The organism is Variovorax sp. 3319 (assembly GCF_031456585.1).
Classification (GTDB): Bacteria; Pseudomonadota; Gammaproteobacteria; order Burkholderiales; family Burkholderiaceae_C; genus Variovorax; species Variovorax paradoxus_P.
The window spans coordinates 166,631-186,619 of sequence record NZ_JAVDUZ010000010.1 but is presented as its reverse complement, the minus strand read 5'-3'; the positions used below and the strand labels follow the sequence as shown (position 1 = coordinate 186,619).

The following is a 19,989-nucleotide window of genomic DNA, read 5'->3' as shown; positions in this document are numbered from 1 at the left end:
TCGACAACGTACAACCCAAGGCGCGCATGCACATCTCCCACATAGAGGCAGAGCTCGGCTACGAAGTGAGCGCGCCCGCGCACATGCTGCTCAACATCGAGGCTGCGCAAGCGGGCTCGCAAGCCGTGGTCAGGGAATCGCTGACTGTCGAGCCGCCGACGGAGGTGCAGGTGTATTGCGACGAGTCGAGCGGCAATCGCTTTGTGCGCTTCGACGCCAAGCCCGGGCCGCTGAAGATTCGCTACAGCGCAACCGTGCAGCGCAGGCAGGTCGACGTTCCGCTCGATCTGCAGGAGGTGCCTGTCAACGAGGTGCCGAACGAAATACTCCACTACATGATGCCGTCGCGCTACTGCGAGTCGGACCTGATGTCTCGCTGTGCGCAGCAGCTTTTTGGCGACCTTGCGCCGGGCATTGGCCGCGTGCAGGCCATCGTCGACTGGATTCACGACAGCATTACCTATGAGCCCGGCAGCAGCGACTCGACGACCACCGCACGCGAGGTGTTCGTGGAACGTGCGGGTGTTTGCCGCGACTTTGCGCACCTGGGCATTACCTTCTGCCGCGCGCTGAACATTCCGGCGCGGCTGGTGGTGGGCTATGTGTGGTTCGATGAACCGCCGCAAGACTTCCATGCCGTGTTCGAAGCCTGGCTTGGCGGGCGATGGGTGCTGTTCGATCCGACGCGCATGGCGCCGGTCGACCGGCTGGTGCGCGTGGGCACCGGGCGCGACGCCAAGGACGTGGCCTTCTGCACGATATTCGGCGCCGTGGCCATGACGGACAAGACGCTGGTGATTCGCGAACTGCAGGACGAGAGCGTGGCGCCCCCGGCAGAACCCGAGCCTACGGGTGCGCTGGTGGGTATCGAGAAGCCTGTGCCTGTGGTGGAATTGGCCGCGGCAGCTGATTAGGCCTTATCCCGCCTCGTCCGTGTGCTATCAAATAGATAGCATCTTGGCAGTAAAGGCGTAGATTTACGCCCTTTTCGGGGCGATTAACCACGTTGCCCCCATTCCGGGCGCAAAGCGGCACCCCCGATTAAAATTGGTGCCCCCTTTGCGCAGCGCACGCGTCAGTGCGCCCTTCTCTCATGCTGTATCCCGAAGAATTCGATGTGATCGTCGTTGGTGGCGGCCACGCCGGCACCGAAGCCGCGCTTGCTGCTGCCCGCATGGGCGCGAAGACGCTTTTGCTCTCCCACAACATCGAGACGCTGGGGCAGATGAGCTGCAACCCGTCAATCGGCGGCATCGGCAAGGGCCACCTGGTGAAAGAGGTCGATGCACTCGGCGGCGCCATGGCCATTGCAACCGACGAGGCGGGCATTCAGTTTCGCATTCTCAATTCGAGCAAGGGCCCGGCCGTGCGCGCCACCCGCGCGCAGGCCGACCGCGTCTTGTACAAGGCCGCCATCCGCCGCCGCCTGGAGAACCAGCCAAACCTGAGCCTCTTCCAGCAAGCGGTCGATGACCTGATGGTGGAGGGCGACAGGGTGGTGGGCGCCGTGACGCAGGTGGGCATTGCTTTTCGTGCGCGCACCGTGGTGCTTACCGCCGGGACTTTTCTCGACGGCCGCATTCACGTCGGTCTCGACAACTACCAGGCCGGGCGCGCAGGCGACCCACCAGCCATCAGCCTGTCGGCGCGGCTCAAGGAACTGAAGCTGCCCCAGGGTCGGCTCAAGACCGGTACGCCTCCACGGCTCGACGGCCGCACCATCGACTTTTCGAAGTGCACCGAACAGCCGGGCGACGGCATGCCGGGCGGGGCAGGGCCGATGCCGGTGTTCAGCTTCATGGGGCGGGTGGACATGCACCCGCAGCAAATGGCCTGCTGGATCACGCACACCAACGAGCGCACGCACGACATCATTCGCTCGGGCTTCGACCGCAGCCCGATGTTCACCGGCAAGATCGACGGCGTGGGTCCGCGCTACTGCCCCAGTGTCGAAGACAAGATCAACCGCTTTGCCGACAAGGAAAGCCACCAGATCTTTCTCGAGCCCGAAGGGCTGACGACCAATGAGTACTACCCGAACGGAATCTCGACCAGCCTGCCGTTCGACATTCAGTACCAATTGGTGCGCTCGATGCCGGGGCTCGAGAACGCCCACATCCTGCGGCCTGGTTACGCCATCGAATACGACTACTTCGATCCGCGCGAACTGAAGAGCAGCTTTGAAACCCGAGCAGTCAAGGGTCTGTTCTTTGCCGGCCAGATCAATGGCACCACGGGTTACGAAGAGGCTGCCGCCCAAGGCCTGTTTGCCGGCATCAATGCCGCGCTGCAATGCCGGGACGAAGATGCCTGGCTACCGCGCCGCGACGAAGCGTACTTGGGCGTTCTGGTCGATGACCTGATTACCAAGGGCGTGACCGAGCCGTACCGCATGTTTACGAGCCGTGCCGAGTTTCGATTGCAGCTGCGCGAAGACAACGCCGACATGCGCCTGACCGAAGCAGGGCGCAAGCTTGGACTGGTGAGCGACGAGCAGTGGGACTCCTTCAGCCGCAAGCGCGATGCTGTTTCACGTGAAACACAACGGCTTAAGTCGATCTGGGTGAATCCGCGCAACTTGCCTGCGGCGGAATCTGAACGGGTGCTCGGCAAGGCCATTGAGCATGAATACAACCTGGCCGACCTGCTACGCCGCCCGGATGTGAACTATCAAACCCTGATGTCGCTTGACGGTGGAAAGTACAGCGCGGCCTCGGCGCTCAGCGAAACAGAAATCGAGCAGATCGAAATCTCGGCCAAGTACTCCGGCTACATCGAGCGGCAGCATGACGAAGTTGAACGCGCCGCCCACTTCGAGAACCTGCGCCTGCCGGCTGATTTTGACTACAGCCAAGTCAAGGCGCTGAGCTTTGAGGTCCGCCAAAAGCTCGACAAGCACAGGCCAGAAACGCTTGGCCTGGCTTCGCGCATCTCGGGTGTAACGCCTGCTGCAATTTCCTTGCTGATGATCCATCTGCGAAAAGGCGGCCACAAGGCTTTCAACCGTGACGCGGCCACGGAGGCAGCGACTCCCGAATCGCAATCCGCCCAATGAGCGCGCCCATTGATACGCTGCGCCAGGGCGCGGCAGCCTTGGGCACAGCTTTGTCCGACAAGCAGGCAGAGCAGTTGCTGGCCTACGGCACGCTCATGCTCAAGTGGAACAAGGTCTACAACCTGACGGCTCTGCGCGATCCGGCCAGTGTGCTCACGCATCATCTGCTCGACAGTTTGGCCGCAGTAGCGCCGCTGCAGCGCGAGTGGGCAGGGAAGGGCAAGCTGCTCGACGTTGGCTCCGGCGGTGGGCTGCCGGGCGTGGTGATCGCCATCATGCGGCCTGACCTTGACGTGAGTTGCCTCGACGCAGTTGCCAAGAAGGCGGCCTTTGTTCAGCAGGTAGCCGCTGAACTGGAGTTGCCTAATCTGCGCGGACTGCATGCCCGGGTCGAGTCACTCACGGGCAGCTACGAAGTCATCAGCTCCCGCGCTTTCGCATCGCTGGCGGATTTCTTCAATGGTTCGAAGCATCTGCTGGCGCCGGGGGGTCTCTGGTTGGCCATGAAGGGCAAAGTGCCGACGGACGAACTCGCAGTTCTGCCAGAAGCTGTCAGAGTGTTTCACGTGGAACAACTGGCAGTTCCCGGCTTGGATGCCGAGCGTTGCATCGTCTGGGCCCGCCAAGAACCCGGCTGAATCGGCAAAAAAGAAGCGCCACCCTCGGTGAAAGCCGGCGCGCTGCGCTCTCTGCGGCGCTCGCCTCGCTTAGACTCGACGCCTCCCCTTGGCTCTCTTTTTCGAGGCAAATCCCATGTTCGGCATTGCTGACTACGGCGCATTCGTCGCTGCCATCATCCTGTTTCTTCTGATTCCCGGCCCGGGCAATCTGGCGCTGATCACTTCGACCAGCAAAGGCGGGATTCGTGGCGGGTTGGCTGCCACCATGGGAGTGATCATCGGAGACCAGTTCCTCATGTGGGCGGCAGTCGCAGGCGTGTCTGCGGTGCTGGCCGCATATCCCACCGCATTCAAGGCGGTGCAATGGTTGGGCGCCGCCTACCTTGCCTGGCTCGGCTTCAAGATGCTGCTCGCCAAGCCCGGCTCAGCACCCATCCTCAACATTCGGCCGAGCCATTTCTTGCGGCAGGCATTGATGATCACTGTGCTGAACCCCAAGGCAATCGTGTTCTACATGGCCTTCTTTCCGCTGTTCGTCGACCCCGCGCGGCATCAGGGCCTGATCACTTTCGGCGCCATGGCCGTGACGATTGCAGTGCTCACCTTCATGTACGGCCTCACGTCCACGCTGCTCACGCACTTCCTGGCCGAACGCATTCGCGCCAACCCACGTATTTCGGGCGCTCTTGAAAAGCTTGCTGGCGTCTTCCTGATTGCCTTCGGCGTCAAGCTCGCCATTTCCCGCTGATCCTCACATGGCCAAGATTTTTTGCATTGCCAACCAAAAGGGCGGCGTCGGCAAGACAACCACCACCGTCAACCTTGCCGCCGGCTTGGCCAAGGTCGGCCAGCGGGTGTTGATGATCGACCTCGATCCCCAGGGCAACGCAACCATGGGTTCGGGCATCGACAAGCGCCAGCTGGAGTTGACGGTGTACGACGTGCTGCTCGAATCGGCGTCCGTGGCCGAGGCGCGCGTGCAGGCCGACAAGCTGGTGGAGGGCGGCTGCGGCTATGACGTGCTCGGCGCCAACCGCGAACTGGCGGGCGCCGAGGTGGAAATGGTGGCGCTCGACCGCCGCGAGAAGCGCTTGCGCACCGCACTGGCCGCCGTCGGCGCCGAGTACGACTTCGTGCTGATCGACTGCCCGCCGAGCCTGAGCCTGCTCACGCTCAATGGCCTGTGCGCCGCCCATGGCGTGATCGTGCCGATGCAGTGCGAGTACTTTGCGCTCGAAGGGCTGACCGACCTTGTCAACACCATCAAGCAGGTGCACGCCAATCTCAACAAGAACCTGCAGATCATCGGCCTGCTGCGCGTGATGTTCGATCCGCGCATCACGCTGCAGCAGCAGGTGAGCGAGCAACTCAAGTCCCACTTTGGCGACAAGGTGTTCGACACGGTCATTCCGCGCAACGTGCGGCTTGCCGAGGCGCCGAGTTACGGGCTCCCGGGCGTGGTGTTCGACCCTGCAGCCCGCGGCAGCCAGGCCTTCATTGCCTTTGCCAAGGAGCTGGTCGAGAAGATGCCGCCCGCCAGTGCATTCGCGTCTGGCGCTGTGGCGCCTCCGATTGCAGAGGTGGCGCCGGCCGCTCCCAACCTTGCAATTCCCGAAGACGTGCTGGCACCCGCGGCCGCACCCGACACCAGCGAAAAAAGCATCTGACGCCTCGGCGAAGATGCGCGCCTTCAAAGTTCTAGCAAGCAAATGACAACCTCACGCATCCTGTTGCTGCCGGGCTGGCAGAACAGCGGCCCCGGCCATTGGCAAACCCGATGGGAGTCGCTCTATGGCGATCGCCGGGTCGAGCAGCATGACTGGATGCGCCCACTGCGCGGCGACTGGTCCGCGCGGCTCGAGGAAGAAGTGCTGGCCGCGCCCGGCCCGGTAGCCTTTGCGGCGCACAGCCTCGGCTGCATTCTGGTGGCCGCCTGGGCCGCGCATTCGCGCAACACGCACAAGGTGCTCGGCGCGCTGCTGGTTGCGCCTGGAGACCTGGAGCGTGACGACTTGCGCCAGATGATTCCCGGTTGGGCCCCCATCGTGCGCAAGCCGCTGCCGTTTCCGTCGGTGCTGATTGCCGCGAGCGACGATCCCTACTGCGACGCCATGCGTTCGCGCCAAATGGCCGAAGACTGGGGCGCGCGCTTCGTCGACGCTGGCGCCGGCGGCCATTTGAATGCCGAGTCCGGCCTGGGCGACTGGCCCCTAGGCCGGCAACTATTGAACGAAATCTCGAAAGACAAGCACTGATGGCGACCAAGAAACCCAAGGGCCTGGGGCGCGGCCTCGAAGCGCTGCTCGGCCCGACGGCCGCACCCGCCGCGGACAACAACAATGGGTCGGAAGAGGGCACAGCCGCGCAAAACCCGAACACCCTGATGCTCGACCAGATGGTGGCCGGCGTTTACCAGCCGCGCACGCGCATGGACGAAGGCGCGCTGTACGAACTGGCCGAGAGCATCAAGGCGCAGGGCATCATGCAGCCGATCCTGGTGCGCCGGCTCGATGCGGAATCGGCCGCTGCCAAGAACGCCGAATACGAAATCATCGCGGGCGAGCGCCGCTTCCGCGCCGCCAGGCTCGCCGGCCTCGACCGGGTGCCGGTGCTGGTGCGCGACGTGCCCAACGAGTCCGCAGCGGCCATGTCGCTGATCGAGAACATCCAGCGCGAAGACCTGAACCCGCTCGAAGAAGCCCAAGGCCTGCAACGCCTCGTTTCGGAGTTTGGGCTCACTCACGAAGCGGCCGCACAAGCCGTGGGACGGTCGCGCAGCGCCGCCAGCAACCTGCTGCGCCTGTTGAACCTGGCCGAGCCTGCGCAGCAAATGCTGATGGCAGGCGACATCGACATGGGCCATGCCCGCGCGCTGCTGTCGCTGGACCGTGGCACGCAGATCACCGCTGCCAACCAGATCGCCGCCAAGAAGATGTCGGTGCGCGAGGCCGAAGCGCTGGTGAAGCGGCTCGCCGCCGAGTTCACCCTGACGCCGTCACGCCGCGGCAACGACGGCGAAAAGTCGCGCGACCTGCAGCGCGTGGAAGAAGAACTGGCCGACCTGCTCACCGCAGAGGTGGAGGTTCGCATCAAGAAGCGCAGCAAGCGGGGCGGCAAGCTCGAGGAAAGCGGCGAGCTTGCCATTCACTTCGGCTCCATCGAGGCGCTCAACGGCCTGATAGAACGTATCCGCCGAACGGCCTAGTTACGAGGCTGTGCATCGAACGTTTGCGTGATTGTTTCTTGCAATCTTTTACGCGTATCCTCTCCGCTAATTTTCAAACCGCAAATTTCGAGGAGAGGGAGTTCTTCATGAAGCTCAACAAGTTTCCGTTCGCGGCCGTGGCCGTGGGCGCGCTGCTGCTGACCGGCTGCGTAACCACCGACATGCAGATGGGCAGCCAGTCTGCCAAGACCACCGCCACCGGCAGCGCCGCCGGCTCGGCGACCGCGGGCGAAAGCAGCCAGCTCGAGCGCTGCGAGTCGCCGCTTGGCACCGTCTCGCTCATCGAGAACGTCAACTCCGGCTGGTACACCATCCTTACCGGTGAATACCGCTTGCCGCCTACGGCCAACCTGCTGCGCCTGCTCGTGCAGCAATCGAACTGCTTCGTGGTGGTCGAGCGCGGCGCTGCCGGCATGAACGCCATGAACCGTGAACGCGCGCTGATGCAGTCGGGCGAAATGCGCGGCGGCAGCAACTTCGGACGCGGCCAGATGGTGGCTTCGGACTACGGCCTTTCGCCCGAGATCGTCTTCAGCAACAGCGACGCCGGCGGTATCGGCGGCGCCTTGGGCGGCCTGGTGGGCGGCAACCGTGGCCGTGCCCTGGCCGCAGTTGGCGGCAGCATGCAGACCAAGGAAGCCAGCGCGCTCCTGACCCTCATCGACAACCGCTCCGGCGTGCAGGTCGCGGCTTCGGAGGGCAGCGCCTCCAAGACCGACTTCGGCGCCTTCGGCTCGGTATTCGGCGGCCGTGCCGGCGGCGGACTCGGTGGCTACACGAACACGGCGCAAGGCAAGGTCATTGCCGCGGCCTTCATGGACGCGTTCAACCAGATGGTTCGCTCGCTGCGCAACTACAAGGCACAGACCGTACGCGGCCAAGGCCTTGGCGGCGGTGGCCGGCTGGGCGTGGACGGCGGCGCAGCGCCGTCGCAAACTTCGGCTCCGGCAGAGCAACCGGCCCGCCGCCGCAGGTAACGCGCGGCAACTGGCAAAAAGCCCGGCGGCTCGCAAGAGCCCCGGGCTTTTTCAATGCGTCTTCGAGCGGATCAGAGCGCGAAGATCTTTCCGGGATTCATGATGTTCTTCGGATCGAGCGCACGCTTGATCGTGCGCATCATGTCGATGGCGCCCACGCCCGCTTCCGTCACCAGGAAGTCCATCTTGTGCAGCCCCACGCCGTGCTCGCCGGTGCAGGTGCCTTCGAGCGCCAGCGCGCGGCTCACCAGGTCGTGGTTGAGCTTTTCGGCCTTCACGCGCTCTTCGGGAACGTTCGGGTCGAGCAGGTAGCCGAAGTGGAAATTGCCGTCGCCCACGTGGCCGACCAGAAAGTAGGGGATGCCGCTGGCATCCGCCTCGGCCACCGAGTCGAGCAGGCAATCGGCCAGGCGCGAGATGGGCACACAGGTGTCGGTGGAGATCACGCGGCAGCCGGGGCGCGACTGCACGGCGGCAAAGTAGCTGTTGTGCCGCGCCGTCCACAGGCGGGTGCGTTCTTCGGGCGTGCTGGCCCATTCGAAGGCATTGCCGCCGTGGCCGCTCGCGAGCTCTTGCACGGTTTCGGCTTGCTCCTTCACACCGGCCGGCGAGCCGTGGAATTCCATCAGCAGCATCGGCTCTTCGCGCAGGTCGAGCTTGGCGTAGGCGTTCACCATGCGCACGGTGTTCACGTCGATGAGTTCCACGCGCGCAATCGGCACGCCCAGCTGAATGGTCTCGATGGTGGTGCGCACCGCGGCCTCGATGCTCGGGAACGAGCAGATCGCGGCCGATACGGCCTCGGGCAGCGGATAGATGCGCAGCGTGACCTCGGTGACCACGCCCAGCGTGCCTTCGCTGCCCACCATGAGGCGCGTGAGGTCGTAGCCGGCGGACGATTTCTTGGCGCGCGTGCCGGTGCGAATGACGTCGCCGCTGGCCGTGACCACTTCGAGCGCCAGCACGTTCTCGCGCATCGTGCCGTAGCGCACCGCATTCGTGCCGCTCGCGCGCGTGGCCGTCATGCCGCCAATGGAGGCGTCCGCACCCGGATCGATGGGGAAGAACAGGCCCGTGCTTTTGATCTCTTCATTGAGCTGCTTGCGCGTGACGCCGGGCTGCACCGTCACTGTGAGGTCGTCGGCGTTGACCGACAGCACCTTGTTCATGCGCGACACGTCGATGCTGATACCGCCTTGCACCGCCAGCAGATGGCCTTCGAGCGATGAGCCCACACCGAAGGGAATGACCGGCACGCTGTGTTCGCTCGCGAGTGTTACGGCGTCGGCCACGTCTTGCGTGCTTTCGGCAAACACCACGGCCGAAGGAGGAGGGGCGTCGAACGACGACTCGTCGCGGCCGTGCTGGGTGCGCACCGCCATGGCCGTGGAACAGTTGGCGCCGAAGCGGGCCTTCAGCCCTTCGATGAGGGCGGCGGGTACGTCGCGCAGATGAAGCTCCGGCAGCAGGTGCGAGGTTTGGGTCGGGGCATTCATCGGGTGTCTCCTGGAATGATGTGGGTGCGAAGGTGTTGTTGGGCCATTTTACGGAGCGAGCACCATAATGCGCTTCGGAAAGAGCCATGAACCCTACGACGCTCGCTGACTGCTCATTGGGCGCAGCCTCATCCATTGCCTTTGCAGCCACGACCAGCAGCATCTTGCAGGCCTGCAGCGGCGGCCCGGCAAGATCGACGCCTCCGGGGTTCGGGCCGTAGAAGAACACAAGAACAGGAGCGCCCATGGGCAACCGACTTTCGCAAATTGCCACCCGTACCGGTGACGACGGCACCACAGGCCTGGGCGACAACACGCGCGTGCCCAAGGACCACTTGCGCGTGCATGCCATGGGCGACGTGGACGAACTCAACTCGCAAATAGGCCTGCTGCTGTGCGAGCCCATGCCAGAGCCCGTGCGCGAGCTGCTGGTCGATGTGCAGCACCAGCTGTTCAACCTGGGCGGCGAGCTCTCGATGCCGGGCTACACGTTGCTGAAGGCCGATGCGCTGCTGCAGCTGGACAACGCCCTGGCCGAGCACAACGCCGCCTTGCCGCGCCTGGCCGAATTCATCTTGCCCGCGGGCACGCGCGCGGCATCGCTTGCGCACGTGTGCCGCACTGTGGCGCGGCGGGCCGAGCGTGCCGTGGTGGCGCTTGGTACAACGGCCGAACTCAACGACGCACTGCGTCAATATCTCAACCGGCTCAGCGACCTGCTCTTTGTGCTCGCACGTGTGCTCAACCGCATGAACGGCGGCGACGATGTGTACTGGAAGAGCGAGCGCATGGCGCGTGCAGCGGCCGCCGATGCCAAAGACGAAGGAAACCCCTCATGAAGACGTTGAAGACAACTGCCCACGTGCTTTCCGTTGCAGCAGCAGCGGCCCTGCTGTTGTCCGTTTCCGCCGCGCATGCGCAGAGCGCGGACAACCCACCCAAGGCAGAGCGTGCCCACACGCTCAAGCCGCCGCCGCGCGACAGCAAGGTCGTCAACAGCGTGCAGCGCGGCACCAACGCCGCCGGCCGCGGTATCGACCGGGCGGAAGGCGCAACCCGGCGTGGCGTCAACAACGTATCGGAAAAAGCCAGCCGGCCGGTGCGCAGGGTGGGCGAGTCCTTTGGGCGCAAGCTTGCACCGGGTTCGAGTGGGCGCGCTGCGCCGCCGCCGGTGGGGCCGCAAGGGAATGCACCCTGAATTGAATATGCGGGCGGCTTCGACGCTGTTGTTCAGGGCGGCGCACCCGCCGACGGGGGACATTCGCGGAGGGGAGTACCCGGTGGCCTTTGCACGCGCCCCGAACAGGAGCGCCCCGAACAAGCGCGCCGCGAACAAGAGCCGCCAAACAAGCTCTTGAACACGCACAAAGCGATCAACCACAGATGGCAAGAAACATAGAGATCAAGGCCCGCATAGACAGCGTGGAACGCGTGGCCCAAGTGGCGGCCCAACTCGCCCATTCAGGCCCCGTCGAAATCGCGCAGGACGACACCTTCTTCCGCTGCGAGAACAGCGCCGACCGCCTCAAGCTGCGCACCTTTGCGCCCGATCGCGCCGAACTCATCTTCTATCGCCGTGCGAACAGCAGGGGCCCCAAGGAATCGTTCTACCTGATCTCGCCCACCACAACGCCCGATGCGTTGCGCGAATCGCTCACGCTCGCGTGGGGCCAGGCAGGCCGCGTGCGCAAGCAGCGCCGGCTCTTCATCGTGGGCCGCACACGCGTGCATCTCGACCGCGTCGAAGGGCTCGGTGAATTTCTCGAGCTTGAAGTGGTTCTGAAAGAAGGCGAATCTGCCGACGATGGCGTGGCAGAGGCCCATGCGCTCATGGCGCAACTCGGCATTGGATCCGGCCAGTTGGTGCAGGGTGCCTACGTCGACCTGCTGCGGCAGCAAGCCGCCTGAGCCGCTTCAGCGCCAGCCCGCAGCCTTCAGCTGATCTGCCAACTGCTGCGCCACCCGCGCATAGCCTTGCGCGTTGGCATGGATGCGATCGGAGCGCAGCGACGTATCCGACAGCACGCTCGAATAAACATTGGCAACCAGCAGCGCCTGCCCCGACTTCGCAACCTCTTCGTAGAACGGCGCATCGCTCAGCGAGCCTACAGCCGCACGCATGGCATCGGGCGCCGGCGTGGCCAGCAGCGCGACGTAAGGCGTGTGCGCAAGTGCCTGCCTCACAAGAGCTGCAAGGTTCTCGCGCGTGGCAGAGGGCGGCACGCCGCGCAGCATGTCGTTGCCGCCGATGCCGATCAGGATGGCGTCATAGCTTTCTGCCGCCAGCAGCGCCGGCAAGCGCTCCAAAGCTCCGGCTGTAGTGTCGCCATTGATGCCTGCGTTTTCTATTTGCCAGCCGGTCAGTTCACCCAGTTTCACGGGCCACGCTGCGCCTGGCGGTGCGCCGTAGCCGAAGGTCAGGCTGTCGCCCAGGGCGAGTACGCGGGCATCCGGTTTCAACGCGGCGGCGGCAGGCTTGCGCTTGCCGCAGGCGGCCAGCACGGCCGTTGCGGGCACGCCTGCAAGCAGATGGAGGAGGTGCCGTCGCTTCATGTTGCGCTCGAGCGTAAGCGCCGTCGAGCAAGGCTCGCCTGGCTGCACTGCCCCCTGGTCAGTCACGGGGTTTGAAGAACCGGTACAGGCCCGCAACCACCATGACGGCGCCCAGGAATGCGACGGCCGTCTGGCCGCCCTCATAGCCGCCCACTCCAGCGGGGGGGCCCGTCATGAGCCACCTCACGAGCATGCCTCCACCCCACAGAACGCCGATGGCACCAATGATCTTGTCGCGCATAGTTGATTGATGGCGCCTCCAGCGCCTGATGATCTGTTTGCGCATTGTCCCCAAAGCCTCCAGACGGGGCGCAAATCACCTACGCAAAACCGGGATTGAAGGACAACGCGCCGCTCCGATACCTGCGCTTACGTGATTTCACCTGACGGCGACCTGATGCGCTCCGGGCAGACACAAGGGCCACTGACAATGGACTCGTCATCAACACGAAGGAGTTCCAGATGATCATCAAGTCAAAGAGCATGGCCGTTGCAGCTGCGGCACTCGCGATGTGCATGGCAGCGGGAAGCGCCTTCGCGCAAGACCGTGGCCACGATCGCGGCCATGACCGCGGTGACAACAGAGGCAACGGCCGCTATGAACAACAGCATCGCCAGTTCGATCGGCATGACCACCGCCGCGGCGATCGCGGTGACCGCTACAGCCGCGAGGACTACCGGGATGGGCGCCACTTCGACCGCCGCGGCTATCCGCAACCGCATGCCGAATGGCGCCGCGGTGGGCGTGTGCCCCCCGAGTACCGTGGCCGCAACTACGTGGTGAACGACTACCGCGCCTACCAGCTGCAGGCACCCCCGCGCGGCTACCAGTGGGTGGGTGTGGGCGGCGACTATGTGCTCGCGGCCATTGCCACCGGCCTGATTGCCCAGATCATCGTGGGCAACCAGTAAGCAAGCGCGAAGCGCTCAGGCTGTGACGGTGGGCAGCGACTGGGCGCACACGTTGCGCCCGGTAATGGTGAGCCGCAAACCGCCGCCGTGCCATTCGAGCCAGTTAAGGCTCACATACGCTTCGATGTCGCTGTCGTCGATGCGGTCGGCCTGGCGGCTTTGCAGCAGCTCCACGGTGGCGGGCAATGCCCGCCTCAGCCGCTCGCGCCGTTCGGCGGCGTCGGCCGCCTTGAGGGCGGCCTTGGTTTGCTGTTGCTGCTGCGGGGTCGATGCCATTGCTGATCCGTTCCGGGAAGCCAAGGAATTAACCCGAATGTACGCTCCCCGTGTGAAGCGGCGTGCTTCTTTTTAAAACCTGTTGCTGCAAGCGCCGAATACGTTGCATCCGCGCTAGATTTCGTAGTGCGATCCCGTCGCTTCGCCGCCCAGAGCCTTTTCGACGACGGTTCGCGTCAACGTGGGCGCGAACGATTCGATGAACGCGTACACGTACTTGCGCAGGTAGTTGCCGCGCCGCACCGCGAGCTTGGTCAGGTTGATGCCAAAGAGCCGCCCCGCGTCGAGCGCGCGCAATTGCGTGTCGCGCTCGGTTTCGTAGGCCACGCCAGCCACGATGCCCACGCCCATGCCCAACTGCACGTAGGTCTTGATCACGTCCGCGTCCATGGCCGACAACACGATGTTCGGCGCCAGCCCGCGCTGCGCAAAAGCCTCGTCGATGCGCGAGCGGCCGGTAAAGCCGGTGTCGTAGGTAATGAGCGGAAAGCGCGCAAGCGCCTCCAGCGTGAGCGGTGCGTCGAGCAGCGCATGGCCCGGCGGCACCACCACGGAGTGCGTCCAGCGGTAGCAGGGCAGGGCCACCAGCTGCGGGTAGTCTCCCAGTGCTTCGGTTGCAATGCCGACGTCGGCCTCGCCGTCGATCAGCATCTGCGCAATCTGCTTGGGCGAGCCCTGGTGCAGGTGCAGTTTCACGTTGGGAAACTGCGCGCGAAATTCCTGCACCGCCACCGGCATTGCATAGCGCGCCTGCGAGTGCGTGGCCGCCACCGAGAGCAGCCCGCTCTGCTGTGCCACGAATTCCTGTCCCGCATGACGCAGGTTGCTGCTTTCCATCAGCATGCGCTCGATGATCGGCAAGACGTGGCCGCCCGGCTCGGTGAGCCCGGTGAGCCGCTTGCCGGCACGCACGAAGAGCTCTATGCCGAGTTCTTCCTCCAGTTCGCGGATCTGCCGGCTCACGCCCGGCTGGGAGGTGTGCAGCGTGTTGGCAACCTCGGTCAGGTTGAAGCCGCAACGAACGGCCTCGCGTACCGAGCGCAGTTGTTGGAAGTTCATCTGGCGCGAAGGGATCGTAGAGAGAGAGTAGACCGGGTAGTGGTGCCGGCCCGGAGAAGGCCGCCCGGCGATTCTCGGCAGAAGCGCTTATGCGGGGAACGATGCGTTTGTTGGTTCCACATGAGCAAATCATCTTTGCAGGGCCTGCTGGACTGGGTCGGTAGCTCGTTTGCAATTTCGCACGTATGTGCTAAAGTGATGCCATGGACGCCAAGACCCAGAAAAGCGAGCTCACCCGCACCGCCATCATCGGTGCGGCAATGGACGTCGCATTGTCCGAAGGGCTGGAGGCCATCACGCTACAGGCCGTGGCCAGCCGGCTGGCGCTTTCCAAGAGCGGGGTGTTTTCACGCGTGGGCTCGCGCGAAGCGCTCCAGAAGGCCGTCATCGAAGAGTACGGCCGCCGCTTCCTTGCCGACGTGTTCGTGCCCGCCATGCAAAAGCCCAAGGGCCTTGCGCGGCTCAACGACATCGTCGACCGCTGGATAGCCCGCACCCGCGACATCGAAGCCGAAACCGGCTGCATCTACACGGCGGGTGCCTTCGAATACGACGACCGCGAAGGCGAGTTGCGCGACCTGCTGTTCAGCGAAATCACCCGCTGGCGCGCCGCGCTGCGCCGCACCGTGCTGCAGGCGATCGAAACCGGCGAACTCCGCGCCGACACCGACGCCGGGCAGGTGGTCAGTGAAATCAACGGCCTCATCATCGGCCTTCTGCACGACGCGCGGTTTCTGCGCGATCCACAAGCCGCCGAGCGCGCCATGCGCACCTGGCAGCGGCTACTTTCCAGCTACCGCGCCTGAGCCATCGGGCGAGCAGTTTCTTTCGTCTTTCTTTGTCTTAATTTCGCACAGTCGTGCGATAAAAAGGAGAAGCACCATGCTGATCATCGCCCTCTGCCTTGCCGTCTACGTGGGCGCCATCGGCGCCGAAACTGTTCGCGATGCACTGCGCAGCCTGCCGCGCAGCAACGACGACTGGGTCTGGTTCTGAACGCAGGAGCCCATTGCATGACGAGCACCAGCAGCACCTCCGCGGCAACGCATGCCGCGCAATCGAACTACTACCGCCCCAGCCGCCTCATGCGCGCGGTGCGCCTGGGCCTCACCACATCCGAGCGCCTTTGGCCCGCGTTGGGCGTGCGTGCGGCCCATCGCCTGTTCGGCACGCCGTTGCCGCTCAAGTGGCTCTACCGCGCGCAAGCGCCCGGCGCAGGATGGCGGCGCGAAGCCTGGAGTTTCGAGAAAGCGAGCCTCGGGCTCTATCACCTCGCCACGCAGGATTCAGGCGCGGAATCCGCCCCCCTTGTGCTGCTGGTGCACGGATGGGGCGGCCATGCGGGGCAGATGCTGACCCTGGCCGAGGCCGTGGCCGCCGCGGGCCTCCGGCCGGTGCTGCTCGAACTGCCGGCCCACGGCCGCAGCGCCGGCATGATGAGCAACGCGCCGCAATTTGCGCGTGCCATCTCGTACGTGGTGTCGAGGCTCGTCGCAGACGGTCACTCTCTGCGCGCAGTGGTCGCGCACTCGATGGGCGCCAACGCATTGGGCGTGGCCGCCGCGCAGGGCCTGCTCGCCGAGCGGCTGGTGCTGCTCGCACCACCGGCTTCGGCGCGCGAATTCACGCGCTACTTTGCGCACACGTTCGGGCTGAGGGAGACAACGCGGCTCGCAATGCAGCGGCTGTTCGAGGCGCAGGAAGGCTTCCTGATGGCCCAGCTCGAGCCACCCGCAGTCGGGCCGCGCATCGCGCAGCCGACACTGATCGTGCATGACCGGGACGACCGAGTGAACCGCTTCGCCGACGCGGAGGCGTACCGCGATGCAATCAAGGGGGCGCAGCTCGTGGCCACGCAGGGGCTGGGGCACCGCCGCATCCTCAGGGAAGAGGACGTGGTCCGGCAGGTGACGCGCTTCATTGCGCGTGTGGACTGACCGAAAGCCGCGCAGGCCGTGCGGGTTGCGCGGCGCGCCTGCCGTGCGTTCAGCGCGCCGGCGTGGGCGAGGCGTCGGGCAGTTCGATCTTGATGTCGAGCACTTCGAGGTCGTCCTGCTTTTCCAGGTGAACCTTGATGTCCTCGGCATTGATCTTCACGTATTTGGAGATCACCGCCATCAGCTCGCGCTGGAGGTCGGGCAGGTAGTCGGGGCGCTTCTTGCCGCTGAGGCTGGACCGCTCGTGCGCGAGGATGATCTGCAGCCGCTCTTTGGCGACGCTGGCCGTCTTCTTCTTTTCGCCGAGCAGGAACGAGAAAAAGGACATGGCCTACTTGCCTCCAAAGATTCGCTTGAAGAAGCCCGGCTTTTCCGCATCGACGAAGCGCATCGGGCGGTCTTCGCCCAGGAAGCGCGCGACCACGTCGCTGTAGGCCTTTGCCACGTCGGTGTCCTTGTCGTGAATGGCGGGCACGCCCTGGTTGGACGCCTGCAGCACGCTTTCGGATTCGGGAATGACGCCGATCAGCTTGATGCGCAGGATGTCCTGGATGTCTTCCAGCGAGAGCATCTGGCCGCCGGCCACGCGGTTGGGGTTGTAGCGGGTGATCAGCAGGTGCTCCTTGATGGGGTCGCCGCCTTCCTTCGCCCGCTTGGTCTTGCTGCTCAGCATGCCCAGGATGCGGTCGGAGTCGCGCACCGAGGATACCTCGGGGTTGGTCACCACCAGTGCTTCGTCTGCAAAGTGCATGGCCATCATCGCGCCGGTCTCGATGCCCGCGGGCGAGTCGCACACGATGTAGTCGAACTCCATGGCGGCCAGGTCGTTCAGCACCTTTTCAACGCCTTCTTGCGTCAGGGCTTCCTTGTCGCGCGTCTGCGAGGCGGCCAGCACGAAGAGGTTTTCGCACTGCTTGTCCTTGATGAGGGCTTGGCTCAGGTTGGCTTCGCCCTGGATCACGTTGATCAGGTCGTACACCACGCGGCGCTCGCAGCCCATGATCAGGTCGAGGTTGCGCAGGCCCACGTCGAAGTCGATCACCGCCGTCTTCTTGCCCGCGAGCGCGAGGCCCGACGCAAAGCTGGCGCTCGTCGTGGTCTTGCCGACGCCGCCCTTGCCTGAGGTCACCACCACAATTTTGGCCATTGCCATTCCTTCTTGTTTCGATTCGGTTGTTGGTTTTCAGATTCGGCGCGGCCCGTCAGGGAATCGCGTCGATCACTAGCTTTTTGCCGTCCAGGCGTATTTGCGCGGGCTTGCCGAGCACCGGGTCGGGCAGCGGCACTTCGTTGGTGCGGTAGATGCCTGCAATGGCCACCAGCTGCGCTTCCATGCAGGTCGAGAAGATGCGTGCCTCGGTATTGCCGCGCGCGCCGGCAATTGCCTTGCCTCGCAGCGGTGCATACACGTGCACGTTGCCGTCGGCGATGACTTCGGCGCCAAAGCTCACCACCGCAGTTACCACCACGTCGCCGCCGCGGGCGTAGACCTGCTGGCCGGAGCGCAGCGGCTTGTCGATCACGAGCGTGCCGTTGGCGGGCACCGGCACCTCGCGCACGATTTGCGGGGCCTCGCTGGCGGGCGCTGGCGTGGCCGCCGGCGGTGCCGGGGAGCGCGGCGCGGGTGCCACAGGCATGGCCGTCACCGAAAGGCCGGCCGCGCGGGCCGCGGCATTCTGGGCGTCGTTGCCCCCGCGCACCGCAATGGGTTGCGTCTGGTGGCGCGCCAAGAGGCCCCGCAGCGCCGCAAAGTCGAGCTCGGCGGGTTCCTCGCCGCTCTCTTCGTCGGGCTGCAGCTGCGAGAGATCGATGACCACCGGCTCCTGCTCGAAGAAATCGGGCGAGTCGGCCAGTTGCGCATCGAGTGCCTCGGCCAGCACGGCCAGGTCGGCCGTCTTGAGGATCACTGCAATCAGCGGCAGCGTGGCGCTTTTGAATTCGAAAACCGCCTTGGTGCGCGCGGCGGAGACATCGGCCATTGGAAAACGTCGGTGCGAAAAGCGTTGGAGTCTAACGGGCGCGGGCTTCGGGCCGGCGACCGGCCCCTCCATCAATCACCCGCAACAACACTTCTTGCACGGCGTTTCACTTTCAAGGTGCTCAGGCGTTGCGCGATCGGCCGAGCAGTGCGTAAAGAATGATCGCGCCGAAAGTGGCGGTTCCGATGCCGCCAAGAGCAAAGTCGCCGAACTTCAGCGTGAAGTCGGCGGTGCCGATGATGAGCGTGATGGCCGCGACGATCAGGTTCTTGTTCTGCGAAAAATCGACCCGGTTGTCGACCCAGATCTTGGCGCCCGCAATGGCAATGAGGCCGAACACCACGATGCTCACGCCGCCCATCACCGGCAGCGGAATCGCCTGGATCAGCGCGCCGAACTTCGGGCTGAAGCCCAGCACCAGCGCAATGACCGCGGCCACCACGAACACCGCCGTCGAATAGATGCGCGTGGCCGCCATCACGCCGATGTTCTCGGCATAAGTGGTTACGCCCGTGCCGCCGGCAGCGCCGCTTACCACCGTGGCAATGCCGTCGCCGATGAAGGCGCGGCCGATGTAGGGGTCGAGATTGCGGCCCGTCATGGCGGTGACGGCCTTCAGGTGGCCGAGGTTTTCCGCCACCAAAATGATTGCCACCGGTGCGATCAGCAGCATGGCATTGGCCGTGAACACCGGCGCGGTGAAGGTCGGCAGGCCGAACCAAGCCGCGTTGGCAATGCCGCTCAGGTCCACCGGCTTGCCCAGGCCCATGCCGTTGGTCAGCACCGCATACACCACCGTGGCCAGGATGAGCCCGACCAGGATCAGCAGGCGCTGCAGCATGCCGCGCGTGAACACCGCCACCAGCCCCACGCAAAGAAAAGTCACGGCCTGCATCCAGGCGTCGAAGTTGCCGGCCGCCATGTTCTTGACCGGCACGCTCGCCAGGTTGAGCCCGATCACCGCCACCACCGCCCCGGTAACCACCGGCGGCATGAAGCGTTCGATCCACCCCGTGCCAACGGCCTGCACGATGGCGCCGATGAGGATGTAGATCACCCCGCACGCCACGATGCCGCCCAGCGCCACCGCAATGTTGGTGTTGGGGCCCTTGCCCGCATAGCCGCTGGCCGCGATGACCACGCCGATGAACGCGAAGCTCGAGCCCAGGTAGCTGGGTACCTTGCCGCCCGTCACCAGAAAGAAGATGAGCGTGCCGATGCCGCTCATCAAAATCGCGATGTTCGGGTTGAAGCCCATGAGAATGGGCGCCAGCACCGTGGCGCCGAACATCGCGATGACGTGCTGCACGCCCATTGCGCCGGTCTGCAGCCAGGGCAGGCGTTCGTCAGGCGCGACAACGCTCCCTTCGGTGGCGGCGACTTCGCGCCAGCTGAATAGATTGCTCATGAGTGGTTATCTCCTCGATGGTTTTATGTGCCCGGTGGGCTTCTTTCGGCCGCTTTTCCAGTCGCTAGCGCGGCGGCAGCACCGCCATTGTGATGCGCGAGACGCAGGTCAGGTCGCCTGCATCGTTGGTCATGTCGATCTGCCACACCTGCGTGGTGCGCCCGCGGTGCACCGGCCGTGCCGTGCCGGTAACCCAGCCGCTCGTGGCCGAGCGGATGTGGTTGGCATTGATGTCCAGACCCACCGCCCGGTCGCCCTCTGGGGCGGAGTAGTGCGCGCCGCATGAGCCCAGCGTTTCGGCCAGCACCACCGACACGCCCCCGTGCAGGATGCCGTACGGCTGGCGCGTGCGCTCGTCCACCGGCACGCGGGCGCGGATGAAGTCGTCCCCCACCTCCAGGAACTCCATGCCCAGCGTGGAAACAGCGGTGCCGACGTGGTTGCGGGTCAGCTCTTCGACCGAGATGTCTTTCTTCCAGATTCGCATTCGT

Annotated in this window: 23 protein-coding genes; 14 read left to right on the top strand and 9 right to left on the bottom strand. The window is 64.7% G+C overall.

Annotated features, from left to right (window positions below; all coding sequences use genetic code 11):
* The first annotated feature begins 26 nt into the window (after positions 1–26).
* From J2X67_RS20480 to J2X67_RS20445, 8 genes are all read left to right on the top strand, one after another.
* Positions 27–914 (top strand): transglutaminase family protein, encoded by an 888-nt coding sequence (locus J2X67_RS20480; protein WP_309955920.1) that lies wholly within the window; start codon positions 27–29, stop codon positions 912–914.
* A 179-nt stretch (positions 915–1,093) separates the two neighbouring features.
* A complete protein-coding gene (gene mnmG / locus J2X67_RS20475; RefSeq protein WP_309955918.1) occupies positions 1,094–3,055 on the top strand; it encodes a tRNA uridine-5-carboxymethylaminomethyl(34) synthesis enzyme MnmG in 1,962 nt (653 codons plus the stop codon).
* Positions 3,052–3,693, top strand: coding sequence for a 16S rRNA (guanine(527)-N(7))-methyltransferase RsmG (gene rsmG, locus J2X67_RS20470; RefSeq protein ID WP_309955916.1), 642 nt, complete (start codon positions 3,052–3,054; stop codon positions 3,691–3,693). Before mnmG ends, rsmG begins: the two co-directional genes overlap by 4 nt.
* 115 nt (positions 3,694–3,808) lie before the next feature.
* Entirely contained in the window at positions 3,809–4,423 is a 615-nt protein-coding gene (locus J2X67_RS20465; protein ID WP_309955914.1) for a LysE family transporter, read from the top strand.
* Positions 4,424–4,430: 7 nt separating this feature from the next.
* Entirely contained in the window at positions 4,431–5,342 is a 912-nt protein-coding gene (locus J2X67_RS20460; RefSeq protein ID WP_309955913.1) for a ParA family protein, read from the top strand.
* A 42-nt stretch (positions 5,343–5,384) separates the two neighbouring features.
* Positions 5,385–5,930, top strand: coding sequence for an alpha/beta hydrolase (locus J2X67_RS20455; RefSeq protein WP_309955910.1), 546 nt, complete (start codon positions 5,385–5,387; stop codon positions 5,928–5,930).
* Entirely contained in the window at positions 5,930–6,880 is a 951-nt protein-coding gene (locus J2X67_RS20450) for a ParB/RepB/Spo0J family partition protein (RefSeq protein WP_309955908.1), read from the top strand. The genes J2X67_RS20455 and J2X67_RS20450 overlap by 1 nt, the downstream gene beginning before the upstream one ends.
* A 107-nt stretch (positions 6,881–6,987) precedes the next feature.
* Positions 6,988–7,878: a CsgG/HfaB family protein gene (locus tag J2X67_RS20445; protein WP_309955907.1), complete on the top strand. Its 891-nt coding sequence runs from the start codon at positions 6,988–6,990 to the stop codon at positions 7,876–7,878.
* A gap of 71 nt (positions 7,879–7,949) precedes the next feature.
* Here the strand turns inward: J2X67_RS20445 and J2X67_RS20440 are convergent, their stop codons facing one another.
* Entirely contained in the window at positions 7,950–9,374 is a 1,425-nt protein-coding gene (locus J2X67_RS20440) for an FAD-linked oxidase C-terminal domain-containing protein (protein ID WP_309955905.1), read from the bottom strand.
* Positions 9,375–9,619: 245 nt separating this feature from the next.
* On the opposite strand from J2X67_RS20440, the gene J2X67_RS20435 reads away from it, so the two are divergent.
* From J2X67_RS20435 to J2X67_RS20425, 3 genes are all read left to right on the top strand, one after another.
* Complete coding sequence (locus tag J2X67_RS20435; protein ID WP_309955903.1) at positions 9,620–10,213, top strand: cob(I)yrinic acid a,c-diamide adenosyltransferase; 594 nt, start codon at positions 9,620–9,622, stop codon at positions 10,211–10,213.
* Positions 10,210–10,572, top strand: a complete 363-nt coding sequence (locus tag J2X67_RS20430) for a hypothetical protein (RefSeq protein WP_309955901.1) — start codon at positions 10,210–10,212, stop codon at positions 10,570–10,572. Before J2X67_RS20435 ends, J2X67_RS20430 begins: the two co-directional genes overlap by 4 nt.
* A gap of 185 nt (positions 10,573–10,757) precedes the next feature.
* Complete coding sequence (locus J2X67_RS20425; RefSeq protein ID WP_309955899.1) at positions 10,758–11,282, top strand: class IV adenylate cyclase; 525 nt, start codon at positions 10,758–10,760, stop codon at positions 11,280–11,282.
* A 6-nt stretch (positions 11,283–11,288) separates the two neighbouring features.
* Here J2X67_RS20425 and J2X67_RS20420 read toward each other — a convergent pair whose 3' ends face one another.
* Positions 11,289–11,927, bottom strand: coding sequence for a GDSL-type esterase/lipase family protein (locus J2X67_RS20420; RefSeq protein ID WP_309955897.1), 639 nt, complete (start codon positions 11,925–11,927; stop codon positions 11,289–11,291).
* A 462-nt stretch (positions 11,928–12,389) separates the two neighbouring features.
* Here J2X67_RS20420 and J2X67_RS20415 point away from each other — a divergent pair, with 462 nt between their 5' ends.
* Positions 12,390–12,839 carry an RcnB family protein gene (locus J2X67_RS20415; RefSeq protein WP_309955895.1) on the top strand — a complete coding sequence of 150 codons (450 nt, stop codon included), beginning with the start codon at positions 12,390–12,392 and terminating at the stop codon, positions 12,837–12,839.
* A 15-nt stretch (positions 12,840–12,854) separates the two neighbouring features.
* Here the strand turns inward: J2X67_RS20415 and J2X67_RS20410 are convergent, their stop codons facing one another.
* Positions 12,855–13,115 carry a hypothetical protein gene (locus J2X67_RS20410; protein ID WP_126746599.1) on the bottom strand — a complete coding sequence of 87 codons (261 nt, stop codon included), beginning with the start codon at positions 13,113–13,115 and terminating at the stop codon, positions 12,855–12,857.
* A gap of 114 nt (positions 13,116–13,229) precedes the next feature.
* Positions 13,230–14,174 carry a CysB family HTH-type transcriptional regulator gene (locus J2X67_RS20405; RefSeq protein WP_309955892.1) on the bottom strand — a complete coding sequence of 315 codons (945 nt, stop codon included), beginning with the start codon at positions 14,172–14,174 and terminating at the stop codon, positions 13,230–13,232.
* 203 nt (positions 14,175–14,377) lie between these two features.
* Between J2X67_RS20405 and J2X67_RS20400 the strand changes: the two genes are divergently transcribed.
* Both J2X67_RS20400 and J2X67_RS20395 read left to right on the top strand, forming a co-directional pair.
* Entirely contained in the window at positions 14,378–14,980 is a 603-nt protein-coding gene (locus tag J2X67_RS20400) for a TetR family transcriptional regulator C-terminal domain-containing protein (protein WP_309955890.1), read from the top strand.
* Between the two features lie 207 nt (positions 14,981–15,187).
* The gene (locus J2X67_RS20395) at positions 15,188–16,111 is read left to right on the top strand and encodes an alpha/beta fold hydrolase (protein WP_309955889.1); all 924 of its coding nucleotides are present in this window, start codon (positions 15,188–15,190) and stop codon (positions 16,109–16,111) included.
* Positions 16,112–16,160: 49 nt separating this feature from the next.
* Here J2X67_RS20395 and minE read toward each other — a convergent pair whose 3' ends face one another.
* The 5 genes from minE to J2X67_RS20370 form a co-directional block, all read right to left on the bottom strand.
* Positions 16,161–16,439 (bottom strand): cell division topological specificity factor MinE, encoded by a 279-nt coding sequence (gene minE, locus J2X67_RS20390; RefSeq protein ID WP_126746603.1) that lies wholly within the window; start codon positions 16,437–16,439, stop codon positions 16,161–16,163.
* A gap of 3 nt (positions 16,440–16,442) precedes the next feature.
* Positions 16,443–17,258, bottom strand: a complete 816-nt coding sequence (gene minD, locus J2X67_RS20385) for a septum site-determining protein MinD (RefSeq protein WP_309955887.1) — start codon at positions 17,256–17,258, stop codon at positions 16,443–16,445.
* 55 nt (positions 17,259–17,313) lie between these two features.
* On the bottom strand, positions 17,314–18,090 hold the full coding sequence (minC, locus tag J2X67_RS20380) for a septum site-determining protein MinC (RefSeq protein ID WP_309955885.1): 777 nt from the start codon (positions 18,088–18,090) through the stop codon (positions 17,314–17,316).
* A 121-nt stretch (positions 18,091–18,211) separates the two neighbouring features.
* Positions 18,212–19,498 carry a solute carrier family 23 protein gene (locus tag J2X67_RS20375; protein WP_309955883.1) on the bottom strand — a complete coding sequence of 429 codons (1,287 nt, stop codon included), beginning with the start codon at positions 19,496–19,498 and terminating at the stop codon, positions 18,212–18,214.
* 64 nt (positions 19,499–19,562) lie between these two features.
* The gene (locus J2X67_RS20370) at positions 19,563–19,985 is read right to left on the bottom strand and encodes a hotdog fold thioesterase (RefSeq protein WP_307578168.1); all 423 of its coding nucleotides are present in this window, start codon (positions 19,983–19,985) and stop codon (positions 19,563–19,565) included.
* Between the last annotated feature and the right edge of the window lie 4 nt (positions 19,986–19,989).

What these genes read in the sequence shown, in the direction of transcription:
- minC (WP_309955885.1), bottom strand. Translation starts at nt 18,090, where the DNA reads ATGGCCGATGTCTCCGCCGCGCGCACCAAGGCGGTTTTCGAATTCAAA.
- J2X67_RS20410 (WP_126746599.1), bottom strand. Translation starts at nt 13,115, where the DNA reads ATGGCATCGACCCCGCAGCAGCAACAGCAAACCAAGGCCGCCCTCAAG.
- J2X67_RS20415 (WP_309955895.1), top strand. Translation starts at nt 12,390, where the DNA reads ATGATCATCAAGTCAAAGAGCATGGCCGTTGCAGCTGCGGCACTCGCG.
- J2X67_RS20405 (WP_309955892.1), bottom strand. Translation starts at nt 14,174, where the DNA reads ATGAACTTCCAACAACTGCGCTCGGTACGCGAGGCCGTTCGTTGCGGC.
- J2X67_RS20460 (WP_309955913.1), top strand. Translation starts at nt 4,431, where the DNA reads ATGGCCAAGATTTTTTGCATTGCCAACCAAAAGGGCGGCGTCGGCAAG.
- J2X67_RS20435 (WP_309955903.1), top strand. Translation starts at nt 9,620, where the DNA reads ATGGGCAACCGACTTTCGCAAATTGCCACCCGTACCGGTGACGACGGC.
- J2X67_RS20455 (WP_309955910.1), top strand. Translation starts at nt 5,385, where the DNA reads ATGACAACCTCACGCATCCTGTTGCTGCCGGGCTGGCAGAACAGCGGC.
- J2X67_RS20395 (WP_309955889.1), top strand. Translation starts at nt 15,188, where the DNA reads ATGACGAGCACCAGCAGCACCTCCGCGGCAACGCATGCCGCGCAATCG.
- J2X67_RS20400 (WP_309955890.1), top strand. Translation starts at nt 14,378, where the DNA reads ATGGACGCCAAGACCCAGAAAAGCGAGCTCACCCGCACCGCCATCATC.
- J2X67_RS20420 (WP_309955897.1), bottom strand. Translation starts at nt 11,927, where the DNA reads ATGAAGCGACGGCACCTCCTCCATCTGCTTGCAGGCGTGCCCGCAACG.
- rsmG (WP_309955916.1), top strand. Translation starts at nt 3,052, where the DNA reads ATGAGCGCGCCCATTGATACGCTGCGCCAGGGCGCGGCAGCCTTGGGC.
- J2X67_RS20430 (WP_309955901.1), top strand. Translation starts at nt 10,210, where the DNA reads ATGAAGACGTTGAAGACAACTGCCCACGTGCTTTCCGTTGCAGCAGCA.
- J2X67_RS20440 (WP_309955905.1), bottom strand. Translation starts at nt 9,374, where the DNA reads ATGAATGCCCCGACCCAAACCTCGCACCTGCTGCCGGAGCTTCATCTG.
- J2X67_RS20465 (WP_309955914.1), top strand. Translation starts at nt 3,809, where the DNA reads ATGTTCGGCATTGCTGACTACGGCGCATTCGTCGCTGCCATCATCCTG.
- J2X67_RS20425 (WP_309955899.1), top strand. Translation starts at nt 10,758, where the DNA reads ATGGCAAGAAACATAGAGATCAAGGCCCGCATAGACAGCGTGGAACGC.
- J2X67_RS20370 (WP_307578168.1), bottom strand. Translation starts at nt 19,985, where the DNA reads ATGCGAATCTGGAAGAAAGACATCTCGGTCGAAGAGCTGACCCGCAAC.
- J2X67_RS20375 (WP_309955883.1), bottom strand. Translation starts at nt 19,498, where the DNA reads ATGAGCAATCTATTCAGCTGGCGCGAAGTCGCCGCCACCGAAGGGAGC.
- mnmG (WP_309955918.1), top strand. Translation starts at nt 1,094, where the DNA reads ATGCTGTATCCCGAAGAATTCGATGTGATCGTCGTTGGTGGCGGCCAC.
- minD (WP_309955887.1), bottom strand. Translation starts at nt 17,258, where the DNA reads ATGGCCAAAATTGTGGTGGTGACCTCAGGCAAGGGCGGCGTCGGCAAG.
- minE (WP_126746603.1), bottom strand. Translation starts at nt 16,439, where the DNA reads ATGTCCTTTTTCTCGTTCCTGCTCGGCGAAAAGAAGAAGACGGCCAGC.
- J2X67_RS20480 (WP_309955920.1), top strand. Translation starts at nt 27, where the DNA reads ATGCACATCTCCCACATAGAGGCAGAGCTCGGCTACGAAGTGAGCGCG.
- J2X67_RS20445 (WP_309955907.1), top strand. Translation starts at nt 6,988, where the DNA reads ATGAAGCTCAACAAGTTTCCGTTCGCGGCCGTGGCCGTGGGCGCGCTG.
- J2X67_RS20450 (WP_309955908.1), top strand. Translation starts at nt 5,930, where the DNA reads ATGGCGACCAAGAAACCCAAGGGCCTGGGGCGCGGCCTCGAAGCGCTG.